General features: G+C 72.4%; 12 protein-coding genes. 8 read left to right on the top strand and 4 right to left on the bottom strand.

Annotation, left to right across the window (positions count from 1 at the left end; translation table 11 throughout):
- Positions 1–297: 297 nt before the first annotated feature.
- On the top strand, positions 298–903 hold the full coding sequence (locus AB0937_RS22240) for a TetR/AcrR family transcriptional regulator (protein ID WP_366713918.1): 606 nt from the start codon (positions 298–300) through the stop codon (positions 901–903).
- Positions 904–910: 7 nt separating this feature from the next.
- Here the strand turns inward: AB0937_RS22240 and AB0937_RS22235 are convergent, their stop codons facing one another.
- From AB0937_RS22235 to AB0937_RS22220, 4 genes are all read right to left on the bottom strand, one after another.
- On the bottom strand, positions 911–1,234 hold the full coding sequence (locus AB0937_RS22235) for a multidrug efflux SMR transporter (RefSeq protein ID WP_030851564.1): 324 nt from the start codon (positions 1,232–1,234) through the stop codon (positions 911–913).
- Between the two features lie 137 nt (positions 1,235–1,371).
- A complete protein-coding gene (gene rsgA, locus AB0937_RS22230) occupies positions 1,372–2,382 on the bottom strand; it encodes a ribosome small subunit-dependent GTPase A (RefSeq protein ID WP_366713917.1) in 1,011 nt (336 codons plus the stop codon).
- A gap of 17 nt (positions 2,383–2,399) precedes the next feature.
- Complete coding sequence (aroA, locus tag AB0937_RS22225) at positions 2,400–3,716, bottom strand: 3-phosphoshikimate 1-carboxyvinyltransferase (RefSeq protein ID WP_366713916.1); 1,317 nt, start codon at positions 3,714–3,716, stop codon at positions 2,400–2,402.
- Positions 3,717–3,823: 107 nt separating this feature from the next.
- Positions 3,824–4,546, bottom strand: coding sequence for a M50 family metallopeptidase (locus tag AB0937_RS22220; RefSeq protein WP_366713915.1), 723 nt, complete (start codon positions 4,544–4,546; stop codon positions 3,824–3,826).
- A gap of 50 nt (positions 4,547–4,596) precedes the next feature.
- Between AB0937_RS22220 and AB0937_RS22215 the strand changes: the two genes are divergently transcribed.
- The 7 genes from AB0937_RS22215 (at position 4,597) to AB0937_RS22185 (ending at position 11,222) form a co-directional block, all read left to right on the top strand.
- On the top strand, positions 4,597–5,412 hold the full coding sequence (locus AB0937_RS22215; protein WP_366713914.1) for an SOS response-associated peptidase: 816 nt from the start codon (positions 4,597–4,599) through the stop codon (positions 5,410–5,412).
- Between the two features lie 99 nt (positions 5,413–5,511).
- Entirely contained in the window at positions 5,512–6,141 is a 630-nt protein-coding gene (locus tag AB0937_RS22210) for an alpha/beta family hydrolase (RefSeq protein WP_366713913.1), read from the top strand.
- 256 nt (positions 6,142–6,397) lie between these two features.
- Positions 6,398–7,084 (top strand): RNA polymerase sigma factor SigR, encoded by a 687-nt coding sequence (gene sigR / locus AB0937_RS22205; RefSeq protein WP_161365341.1) that lies wholly within the window; start codon positions 6,398–6,400, stop codon positions 7,082–7,084.
- On the top strand, positions 7,081–7,392 hold the full coding sequence (gene rsrA, locus AB0937_RS22200; RefSeq protein ID WP_234849268.1) for a mycothiol system anti-sigma-R factor: 312 nt from the start codon (positions 7,081–7,083) through the stop codon (positions 7,390–7,392). Before sigR ends, rsrA begins: the two co-directional genes overlap by 4 nt.
- 153 nt (positions 7,393–7,545) lie before the next feature.
- A complete protein-coding gene (locus AB0937_RS22195; protein ID WP_366713912.1) occupies positions 7,546–8,883 on the top strand; it encodes an HD-GYP domain-containing protein in 1,338 nt (445 codons plus the stop codon).
- A complete protein-coding gene (locus tag AB0937_RS22190; protein WP_366713911.1) occupies positions 8,880–10,124 on the top strand; it encodes an HD domain-containing protein in 1,245 nt (414 codons plus the stop codon). Before AB0937_RS22195 ends, AB0937_RS22190 begins: the two co-directional genes overlap by 4 nt.
- Before the next feature lie 117 nt (positions 10,125–10,241).
- Positions 10,242–11,222: a hypothetical protein gene (locus AB0937_RS22185; protein ID WP_351635084.1), complete on the top strand. Its 981-nt coding sequence runs from the start codon at positions 10,242–10,244 to the stop codon at positions 11,220–11,222.
- The last annotated feature ends 42 nt before the right edge of the window (positions 11,223–11,264 follow it).

Here is an 11,264-nt window from a genome sequence, read left to right as displayed (position 1 = left end):
GGCACGCCCTCTCGCCGCACCGGCCGAAAGCCCGAGTACGCCCCGTACGAGGGCTTCCGGCCGGCACGCCGAGAGCACGCACCGGACGCCGCTCCGTCACGGGCAAACGTTGCCTGCCGCGGCACCAGCAGTCCGACGGGGCATCTCGTCGCATGCGTGGGGGAGGACCGGCACACGCGTCAAAACCCCGCGCCACAAGGCCGAAACGCGCCCCCGGGTGCGCTCGCGAACCCTTGACAGTGGTTCCACGCGCGTCAAACCTGGGCGCACAGCCGCTCGCCCCAAGGGGAGGCGAAGATGCCTGCAGCGCGGGAATCCCTACTGGACGCCGCCTACAAGGCGCTGGTGCGCCGGCCGTGGTCCGCCGTCCGGATGGTGGATGTGGCCGCGGCGGCCGGAGTGTCCCGGCAGACGCTCTACAACGAGTTCGGCAGCAAGGACGGTCTCGCCCGGGCGCTTGTGCGCAGAGAGGCCGACGGGTATCTCGCGGGGGTGGAGCGGGCGCTCGCCGGGCACAGCGACCCGCGCGACCGGCTCACCGCCACCGCCGAGTGGACCACGTCGGCCGCCCGGGACAACGTCCTCGTACGGGCGATGCTCACAGGCTGCTGGGGCGAGCGGCTGCCCGCCCCTGCCCTGACCGCCGTGCCGTCCTCCTCGGCCGTACCGGCCCAGCGCCGCGCCGACGGGCCGCTCCCCACCCCCGGTGATTTCGTCGCCCTCGTCCGCGACCGCGCCGTCAGCCTTCTGGCCGGACCCGGCACACCCAGGTCCGACTCCGCCGACCTCGCCCGTTCCTGCGAACTCGCCGTCCGGCTCGCTCTGTCGTGCGTGGCCGCGCCGCCCGGCGACGGCGGAGTCGCCGACCTGGTCCGCAGCGTCCTTCACCGGCAGGACGTCTGACAGGACGTCAGTGTGCCGATCCCGACAACTGCAGCCCCACCACGCCGATGATGACGAGGCTGATGGACACGATCTTCAGCGTCGACACCAGGTCACCCAGGAACACCATGCCGTAGATCGCCGTCCCCGCCGCCCCGATGCCGGTCCACACGGCGTAGGCGGGGCCCACGTCGAGTTTCCTCAGCGCGAGCGTCAGCAGCCCGAAGCTGCCGAGGGCGAAGATGCAGAAGGCGACCGTGGGCCAGAGCCGGGTGAACCCGTGCGACAGCTTCAGACACACCGCGAAGCCGGTCTCGAGCAACCCGGCCACGATGACCAGCAGCCACGCCATGAGTCGTCCTCCCGTATCCCACGTTCAGTGACCGCTTCATCAGTCTCAGCGTGCTCATCAGGCCTGGCCGGGCTCGCGTCCGGCTTGGGTGCGATTATGCACTTACCGTCCGCACGCCGGGACAAACAACGCGGAGGTCAGTCGCCTTCCGTGCGCTCGCGCGTGGCCAGCAGCCGCCGCAGCGAGTACAGCCGTGCCGGGTCCGCGTGCCCCTCGGCCACCCACGCGTCCAGCGCGCAGTCGGGCTCGTCGTGGCTGCACGCGCGCGGGCAGCCCTCGGTGCCCGGCTCGAGGTCGGGGAAGGCGTGGATGACCTGGGACGGGTCCACGTGGTGGAGTCCGAAGGACCGCACGCCCGGCGTGTCGATGACCCAGCCGTCGTTGTCCGACAGCGGCAGCGCCAGCGCCGAGGTGGTGGTGTGCCGGCCGCGGCCCGTCACCGCGTTCACATGCCCGGTCGAACGCCGCTGCTCCTCGGGCACCAGCGCGTTCACCAGGGTCGTCTTGCCGACACCGGAGTGGCCGACGAACGCCGTGATCTTTCCGTCGAGCTGCTCCCGCACCCGGGCGACGGCGACGCCGCTCTCCAGTTCCGCCCGACTGGTGACCACGTACGGGATGTCGAGGGCGCCGTACAGTTCCAGCAGCTTGTCGGGCGGGGCGAGGTCCGACTTGGTCAGCACGAGCAGCGGAGCCAGACCGCCGGCGTAGGCAGCGACCAGACAGCGGTCGATCAGCCGGGGGCGCGGCTCGGGGTCGGCCAGGGCGGTGACGACGGCCAGTTGGTCGGCGTTGGCGACGACCACCCGCTCGAACGGATCGTCGTCGTCCGCCGTGCGCCGCAGGACCGAGGTCCGCTTCTCGATGCGCACGATCCTCGCCAGCGTGTCCTTCTTGCCCGAGAGATCGCCCACCAGGGCCACGCGGTCGCCGACCACCGCCGCCTTGCGGCCCAGCTCGCGGGCCTTCATCGCCATGACCACACGGTCCTCGACGAGGCAGGTCAGACGGCCCCGGTCGACGGTGAGGACGAGGCCCTCGGCGGCGTCCTCGTGCTTGGGGCGGATGTTCGTCCGGGGCCGGGTGTTCCGGCGGCCCGGACGGGTGCGGATGTCGTCCTCGTCGGTGTGCTTGCCGTAGCGGCGCATGACGTGATCCCTGCGTCCTACGCCCCGAGCATCCCGGTCCACAGGTCGGGGAAGTCGGGCAGGGTCTTGGCCGTCGTCGCCACGTTCTCGATCTGCACGCCGTCCACCGCCAGCCCGATGATCGCGCCGGCCGTGGCCATGCGGTGGTCGTCGTAGGTGTGGAACACCCCGCCGTGCAGCCGGCGCGGGCGGATGTGCAGACCGTCGGCGGTCTCCGTGACGTCGCCGCCGAGTTCGTTGATCTCCTTGGTCAGCGCGGCCAGCCGGTCCGTCTCGTGCAGCCGCAAATGGGCCACGCCGCGCAGCGTCGACGGGGAGTCCGCGAGGGCCGCGACGGCCGCGATGCCCGGGGCCAGCTCACCGACCTCGCCCAGGTCGACGTCGATGCCGTGGATCGAGCCGGAGCCGGTGAACACCAGCCCGTACTCGGTCAGTTCACAGGAGCCGCCCATCTCGGTGAAGATCTCGCGCAGCCGGTCACCGGGCTGCGTCGTGCGGGCCGGCCAGTCGGGGACGACGACCTTGCCGCCGGTCACCAGCGCCGCCGCCAGGAAGGGCTGGGCGTTCGACAGGTCCGGCTCGATGACCAGGTCGCGGCCGAGCAGGGCACCCGGCGAGACCCGCCAGACGTTCGGCTCGCCGCCCGACTCGGGCGTGTCCACCTGGGCACCGACCGAGCGCAGCATGTCGACGGTCATGCGGATGTGCGGCATGGAGGGCAGCGTCGCGCCGGTGTGGCGCACCTCGACACCCTGGTTGAAACGCGGGCCGGACAGCAGCAGCGCACTGACGAACTGCGACGACGAGGAGGCGTCGATGGCGACCGTGCCGCCGTCCAGGGCACCACTGCCGTGCACGGTCATCGGCAGGGCGCCGCGGTCGTCGTCGTCGATCCGGGCGCCGAGCTGGCGCAGCGCGTCGATGACGCCGTCGAGGGGACGCTCGTAGGACCGCGGGTCGCCGTCGAAGCGGACGGGGCCGTCGGCGAGCGCGGCCACCGGTGGCAGGAACCGCATCACCGTCCCGGCGTTGCCGACGTCGACCGTGGCCGGGCCGCGCAGCCCCGTGGGGAGCACCCGCCATGCCTCGCCCGTGCCGTCGGGGCCCACGCCTTCCTCGATCTCGATGCCCATCGCCCGCAGCGCGCCGGCCATCAGCAGGGTGTCGCGGGAGCGCAGGGGGCGGCGCAGCCAGCCGGGCTCCGAGGCGAGGGAGGCGAGGACCAGGGCACGGTTGGTGACCGACTTGGACCCGGGCACGTGGACCGTCGCGTCGACGGCTCCGCTCGCGTGCGGGGCGGGCCAGAGGGCGGTGTCTGTGGTGTTCGGGGCCATGCCTTTACTTTATAAGCAGGGCGTCCCCCGAGTGCGGCGCCGTGGGGCCGGTCACGCCCGCGTGGGGAGCCGTACCGCGTGGCGGCGCGGAGCCCCCGGGCCGGTTGTCACATCTCCAGCAGCCAGCGGCCCCCGCCGATCAGCGAGCACAGCGACACCGCGTGGAAGAGGAAGAACCACAGCCCCGCCGGTACGTGCGTCAGCCGTGACAGCTGGTCCGCGTCCGAGTCCCCGGCCCCGCCCCGGGCCCGCTTCGCCTGGAGTTCGAAGGCCGGGCGGACTCCGCCGATGAGCAGGAACCACACCACCGCGTACGCGAACGCCGCCTGGACCTGGGGACCCGCCAGCCAGGAGACCAGCACGAACAGGCCGCCGGTGACGAGCATGGTCAGGGCGCCGTAGGCGTTGCGGATCATCACGAGCATGGCGAGCAGCAGGGCCGTCGCGAGCCACAGCAGCAGCGTGATGCGGCCGGCGCCGAGCAGCGCCGCGCCACCGAGACCCAGCAGGGGCGGGGCGGTGTAGCCGGCGGCCGCGGTGAGGATCATGCCGATGCCGTGCGGCTTGCCGCGGCTGACGGTCAGGCCGCTGGTGTCCGAGTGCAGGCGTATGCCCGTCAGGGTGCGGCCCGTGAGCAGGGCCACGAGCCCGTGGCCGCCCTCGTGGGCGATGGTGATGGCGTTGCGGGAGATGCGCCACAGGCCGTGCGGGACCACCACGGCGAGCGCGGCGCCCAGGGTCGCGATCACCACCCACAGGTCGGGGTCGGGCTGCGTGCCGGAGACCTCGTCCCAGAGGGAGGCGAGCGAGGCGGTTGCGGTGCTGTCCATGTGCGGCGTTGGCTCCCTGCGGTCGGATGGAATCTGGCAGTGTGGCACGTATGTGCGGACGGTATTCAGCGAGTCGTAGGCCAGAGGATCTCGCAGGAATCTTTGAGATCGAGAAGTGGGAGCCCGAGGAGACCCTCGAGCCGGACTACAACGTGGCGCCCACCAAAGAGGTCTACGCCGTCCTGGACCGCCCCCTGAAAGACGCGGACGACCCGCGGCCGGTTCGGCAGCTGCGCACGCTGAAGTGGGGGCTCGTCCCGTCCTGGTCGAAGACCCCCGAGGGCGGAGCCCGGATGATCAACGCCCGCGCGGAGACCGTCCACGAGAAGCCGTCCTACCGTCGCGCCTTCTCCTCCCGGCGCTGCATCCTGCCCGCCGACGGCTACTACGAGTGGGTCACCGGCACGCAGGAACGCGAGCTGGAGGTCGAGGGCAAGAAGAAGCGGCCGCGCAAGCAGCCGTACTTCGTGACGCCGGCGGACGGGTCGGTCTTCGCGATGGCAGGGTTGTACGAGTTCTGGCGCGACAAGACGCTGCCGGACGACCACCCGCAGGCCTGGTGGGTGACGTGCTCGGTCATCACCACGGAGGCCGAGCAGAGCCCGCTGGCGGTGTCCCCGGCCGACGGGCCGCGGGCACTCGCCGAGATCCACCCCCGGATGCCGCTGATGCTGATGCCCGACCGCTGGGACGCCTGGCTCGACCCGTCCCGTACGGACACCGACGAGCTGCGCGAGCTGCTCGCCCCGCCGCCCGGCGGCCTGATGCGCGCCTATCCGGTCGCCACCGCCGTCAGCAACGTCCGCAACAACGGGCCGGAGCTGCTGAAGGAGCTGGAGGGGCCTGAAGAGGGCACACTCTTCTGACGTGACCGACGTGACCGACGTGACCGACGTGACCGACGTGACCGACATGACGAACGTGATGAGCATGATGAATGCGACGACGCGGCGAAGGCGGCCGGCGTGACCACCGAGACCGTCGAGACCGACGCCGGAACCGCCCGTATCACCTGGCACGGGGCGAAGAAGGCCCGGCTGGTCCTCGCCGTCAGCCACGGCGCGGGCGGCGGCATCGAGGCCCGCGACCTGACGGCCCTGGCCGAGGTCCTGCCCGCCCACGGCGTGACCGTCGCCCGGGTGGAGCAGCCCTGGCGGGTGGCCGGGAAGAAACTGGCGCCCGCGCCGAAGACACTGGACACCGGCTGGCGGGGCATCTGGCCCGCGCTGGCGGGGCCCGGGCTGCCGGTCGTCTCCGGTGGGCGCAGTGCCGGGGCCCGGGTGGCCTGCCGTACCGCCGTCGAGCTGGGAGCGCACGCCGTGCTCGCGCTCAGCTTCCCGCTCCACCCGCCGGGCAAGCCGGAGAAATCCCGCGCCGGGGAACTGCTGGGCTCCGGGGTGCCCACCCTGGTCGTGCAGGGCGGGAACGACCCGTTCGGGAAGCCGGAGGAGTTCCCCGCCGGGGAGTACCGCCTCGTGGAGGTCCCGTACGGGGATCACGGGTTCGCTGTGCCGAAGCGTGCGGATGTCTCGCAGGAAGAGGCCGTGGCGGTCATCACGGACGCGGTCGTGGAGTGGGCAGGGTCACTCGGGTAAAGCTTCGGGAATGCCGGGGCGGCGGTCACTGTTGTGCGGGACGTACGTGCTGGAGACCAGCACCGACGTCGTAGGAGAGGGAGTCCGCCGCATGGGTTCGACCATCTGCCCGACCCGCAGCAGCCGCGCCGGCCTGGACTGGACGGTGCTGCACGCGGCCAAGACCGCCCCTATTCGGGCGGCGGGCGGACCGGATCGTCGTCTATCCTCCGATTCGGGTGAGACCGGTCTCGGTCTCACGAGAACACTCGAGGAGGTGGGTCCGGTCACTGGGACCGACGCAGGGACCGACAACGGCCAGGCGGAGCAGCCCGAGGGCCAGGGCGGCACGGGCGCGGAGACGGCCGCGGAGCGCAGCGCGCGCTTCGAGCGGGACGCGCTCGAGTTCCTCGACCAGATGTACTCGGCCGCGCTGCGCATGACGCGCAACCCGGCCGACGCCGAGGACCTGGTGCAGGAGACGTACGCCAAGGCGTACGCGTCCTTCCACCAGTTCCGTGAGGGCACGAACCTCAAGGCGTGGCTGTACCGGATCCTCACCAACACCTTCATCAACTCGTACCGCAAGAAGCAGCGCGAACCTCAGCGCTCCGCGGCCGAGGAGATCGAGGACTGGCAGCTCGCCCGCGCCGAGTCGCACATGTCGACGGGCTTGCGCTCCGCGGAGTCGCAGGCACTCGACCACCTGCCCGACTCGGACGTGAAGGAGGCGCTCCAGGCGATTCCCGAGGAGTTCCGCATCGCCGTCTACCTCGCGGACGTCGAAGGGTTTGCCTACAAGGAGATCGCCGACATCATGGGGACACCCATCGGTACGGTGATGTCCCGGCTGCACCGGGGCCGTCGTCAGCTGCGCGGCATGCTGGAGGACTACGCCCGTGACCGCGGAATGGTGCCGGCCGGTGCCGGAGAGTCGAACGAAGCGAAAGGCTCGGGGTCATGAGCTGCGGAGAGCCGCACGAGACGGATTGCAGCGAAATCCTCGATCATCTCTACGAGTTCCTCGACCGTGAGATGCCCGACTCGGACTGCGTGAAGTTCGAGCACCACTTCGAGGAGTGCTCACCCTGCCTCGAGAAGTACGGCCTGGAGCAGGCCGTGAAGAAGCTCGTCAAGCGCTGCTGCGGGCACGACGACGTGCCGGGCGACCTGCGGGACAAGGTCATGGGGCGGATCGAGCTGATCCGCTCCGGCCAGGCCGTCCCCGAGCAGGACGTCACGGCCTCGCCCGCCACGCCGCGGGAGTCCTGACACTCCTGCATCTTTCAACTACCCCACCTCTGCACGGGTAGTCGTCCTCGAACACGTCACTCGAACGTGCTAATCCGCGGGTCATCCACCCGCGGAACCCCCTGCCGCCGCCCTAGGCTCCGGGCCTGACGGACATGGCCGGGGGAGGGGCTCATGGAAGCGGTACCGGCACGGGCACGTGTCTACATCGCCTGTGCCGCCACGGCCGCACTGCTCTGCCTGCTGCCGCAGCCGGGCGTCCGCACGCCCTGGTGGGCGGTCGCACTGCTCGCCGTGCTGTACGCGGGATGCGAGCGCGTCGCCCGGTCCCGGTTGGCCGGGATCTCCCACCCGGCCGGGACGTTCTACCCCGTGCTGCTCGCCGGTGCCTTCCTCCTTCCGGCGCCCGCCGCCGCGCTGGTGGCCGTGCCCGGCGCACTGCTCTCGCACGTCGCGCAACGGCCCGTGGCGCTGCGGCGACTCTGGCGGACCGCCCAGCTCGTCCTCGCGGTGTGGGCGGCGGCGCAGGCACACTCACTGCTCGGCGGGCAGGACGCGGTCGCCGCGGGCGACGTCCCCTACGCGCTCGGACCCGCCGGAGCGGCCGCGCTGGCGTTCTGCCTGATGCTCGCGCTGCTCGACGGCGGCATCCTCGCCACGGCGGAACGGGTGCCGGTACGGCGGGCCTGGCGCGGCCTGGTGGAGCGCTCGCTCGCGCCGATCGCCGTGCACGGTCTCGCCGGACTGATGATGGCCGTCCTGTGGCGCAGTCCCTACGGGCCCGTCGCCGCGCTGCTCGTCCTGCTGCCCATGTGCGTCTCGTGGTGGGCGTTCGCCCAGTACCACCGCGAACGTGCCGCCCACCAGGCGACCATCCGGGCCCTGGTGCAGGCCGTCGACATCAAAGACGGGTACACCCGCGGGCACAGCGAGCGCGTCGGCCGGGCCTCGATGATGATCGCGCGCGAGCTGGGCATGGCCGACGAGCGCGTGGAGGTGCTCCGCTTCGCCGGGATCCTGCACGACGTCGGCAAGCTGGGCGTGCCCACCCGGCTGCTCAGGAAGGACGGACCGCTGACGCCCGAGGAACGGCGGGTGATCGAACTGCACCCCGAGTACGGGCACGAGATGGTGCGCGGCATCGGCTTCCTCGGCGAGGCCCGGGCCGCCGTGCTGCACCACCACGAGCGTCTCGACGGCAGCGGCTACCCCTACGGCCTGGTGGGCTGTCAGATCCCCGAGTCCGCACGGGTCGTGGCGGTCGCGGACGCCTTCGACGCCATGACCTCCACCCGCAGTTACAGCAGGGCACGGCCCGTCGCCGTCGCCCTGGCGGAGCTGGAGCGGTGTGCGGGCAGCCAGTTCGATCCGGTGATGGTCGCCGCGCTGGTGGAGGCCGTCGGACGGACGGGGTGGCACCCGGCGGTGACCGCCGACGACGAGGAGACCCGACCGCCGCGCGTGCCGTCGCCCGGAGCGCCCCTCGCCGGCCGCCCGGGAGCACACCGATGAGCGCGTACCGGCCGTCGCTCCTCACCCTCGTCCACGCCTGCGCCGCCCTCCTCGCCGCCGGATCCCTGGCCGTCACCCTCGCCCACGGCCTCGAGGAGCGCCGGGTCGCCCTCGCCTTCGGCGTTCTCGTCGCCGTCGGCGAGCTCACCCGGCGCAACGGCGCCCGGGTCAGGGAACCGGCACCGCTCGGCGCGGCGGCGGCCCTGTCGTACGCCCTGCTCGGAGAGGCCGGCGGGCACCCCACCCACCACGGACCCGCCCAGGTCGTCTCCGTCGTACTGGCCGCCTCGCTGCTCGGCAGCGTCCCGCACGTCGCACGCGGGCAGGGGCCGACCCTCGACCACCTCGCGCGCCGCGTGCTCACCGTCGGATTCGTCGCCGTGTGCTTCCAGCCCCCGTACAACCGGGGCATGTTCGACGACTGGGGCGGCCCCGCCTACGCCCTGCTGCTGCTCGCGCTGTTGTCCCTGACCGCGCTGTGCGACGCGGTGCTCGCCGCCGCCCTCGCCCACACCCGCACCGGGTGGCCCTTCGTGCCGGTGCTGCGCGAGGAGCTGCGGGCCGTGTGCGGCATCGGGTCCGCCGTCATCGCCACCGGGGCGGTGATGGCCCTCGCGGTCGCCGTCGTGGGCCTGTGGGCGCTGCCCGTCTTCTCCGTGCCGCTGCTGCTCGCCCAGCTGTCGTTCCGCCGGTACGCCGCCGTCCGGTCGACCTACCGGCAGACCATCGCCTCCCTCGCCCGGGCCACCGAGGTCGCCGGCTGCACCCCCTGCGGCCACGCCCGGCGGGTCGCGGCGGTCAGCAAGGCGGTGGGGCGGGACCTGGGGCTGACCGGGACCGAACTCGCCGTGCTGGAGTACGCCGCGCTGATGCACGACATCGGGCAGCTGAGCCTCGTCGACCCCGTGCCCGCGGGCGCCACCGCCGCCCTGCCCGCCGCGGAGCAGCGGCGCATCGCACTGCTCGGCGGGGCCGTGGTACGGCAGACGGGCGTCGACGAGGCGGTGGCCGTGGTCGTGGAGCGGCAGGCCGACCCCTACCCCGAGCAGCCGCTCGCCGCGCGAATCGTCCGGGCCGTGAACGCGTACGAGGAGAAGTCCAGGGAAGGAGGGCCCGGCGGGCCGCTGACGGCGCTGGAGGAACTCCGGCTCGCCACCTCCGGGACGTACGCCCCGGAGGTGGTGGAATCACTGGCCCGGGTACTGGCAAGGAGCAGTCTGACGCTGCCCGTGGCTGGGTAACCCATGGGTAATGAGCGCCCCCGAGGCCGTACGTGGTTGGATGCGAAGGAGAAGGTGTCCGGGGGCTCGAAACACAGCTACGGCCAGCCCACCGCACGGAACTGGCAGGCGGGAATCGTGAGGATCTTCGGCAAGGGACGGCACCGGCCCTCCGCCTCCTGGCGGCAGGCCACGGACCGGGCGTTCACCCTCATCGGCGACGGCCGGTACGAGGACGCAGGCGCATTGTTGACACGTGCCGCCGATCTGGAGCCCTGGCTTTCCGAGTCCTGGTTCAATCTCGCGCTGCTGCACAAGTTCCGGCATGACTGGGAGCAGGCGCGGACGGCGGGCCTGCGGGCCGTGGCGCTGCTCGACCGGGACACCGGTGCGCCCGACTGGTGGAACGTCGGCATCGCCGCCACCGCGCTCCAGGACTGGCCGCTGGCCCGGCGCGCCTGGCAGGCCTACGGGCTGCGGGTGCCGGGAGCGGCCAACGACTCCGGTGAGCCCCTCGGCATGGACCTCGGCAGCGCTGCCGTACGGCTGTCCCCGGAGGGGGAGGCCGAGGTCGTGTGGGGGCGGCGGCTGGATCCCGCGCGGATCGAGGTGCTGTCCATTCCGCTGCCGTCGTCGGGCCGGCGCTGGGGCGAGGTCGTCCTGCACGACGGTGTGCCCCACGGGGAGCGGACCACGGCCGCCGGGCACACCTACCCGGTGTTCGACGAGATCGAGCTGTGGGCGCCCTCGCCCGTGCCGACGTGGGTGGTGCTGCTGGAGGCGGCGACCGAGTCGGACCGGGACGCGCTGGAGCAGCTGGCCGCGGACGCCGGGTTCGCGGCGGAGGACTGGTCCTCCTCGGTGCGGCTGCTGTGCCGGATGTGCTCGGAGTCACGGATGCCGTCCGACGAGGGCGACGGGGAGCATCTCGACCCCCACGACCACAGTGAGCCGGGGCACCCCGGGCCGCTGGGGCACCGGACGGACGGGCAGCTGTGGGTCCCCGAGCGGGAGTGCGGGCTGGCTGCGCCGGCTTCGCTGGTTCGGGGGTTGCTGGACGGGTGGGTCGCCGACAGTCCGGATTCTCGGGACTGGCGGGACTTGGAAGAGGTTTGTTAGCGCCGTCGGCGGGCGCGGCGCCGTCGTGATGGTCCGCGCGGT

It is taken from the genome of Streptomyces sp. NPDC047880 (assembly GCF_040706515.1).
Classification (GTDB): domain Bacteria; phylum Actinomycetota; class Actinomycetes; order Streptomycetales; family Streptomycetaceae; genus Streptomyces.
This window is presented reverse-complemented; position numbering and strand designations above follow the sequence as displayed.

Excerpts from the sequence above, each read along its gene's own strand:
- aroA (WP_366713916.1), bottom strand. The coding sequence starts at position 3,716 with ATGGCCCCGAACACCACAGACACCGCCCTCTGGCCCGCCCCGCACGCG.
- AB0937_RS22215 (WP_366713914.1), top strand. The coding sequence starts at position 4,597 with ATGTGCGGACGGTATTCAGCGAGTCGTAGGCCAGAGGATCTCGCAGGA.
- AB0937_RS22235 (WP_030851564.1), bottom strand. The coding sequence starts at position 1,234 with ATGGCGTGGCTGCTGGTCATCGTGGCCGGGTTGCTCGAGACCGGCTTC.
- AB0937_RS22195 (WP_366713912.1), top strand. The coding sequence starts at position 7,546 with ATGGAAGCGGTACCGGCACGGGCACGTGTCTACATCGCCTGTGCCGCC.
- AB0937_RS22190 (WP_366713911.1), top strand. The coding sequence starts at position 8,880 with ATGAGCGCGTACCGGCCGTCGCTCCTCACCCTCGTCCACGCCTGCGCC.
- AB0937_RS22240 (WP_366713918.1), top strand. The coding sequence starts at position 298 with ATGCCTGCAGCGCGGGAATCCCTACTGGACGCCGCCTACAAGGCGCTG.
- AB0937_RS22220 (WP_366713915.1), bottom strand. The coding sequence starts at position 4,546 with ATGGACAGCACCGCAACCGCCTCGCTCGCCTCCCTCTGGGACGAGGTC.
- rsgA (WP_366713917.1), bottom strand. The coding sequence starts at position 2,382 with ATGCGCCGCTACGGCAAGCACACCGACGAGGACGACATCCGCACCCGT.
- rsrA (WP_234849268.1), top strand. The coding sequence starts at position 7,081 with ATGAGCTGCGGAGAGCCGCACGAGACGGATTGCAGCGAAATCCTCGAT.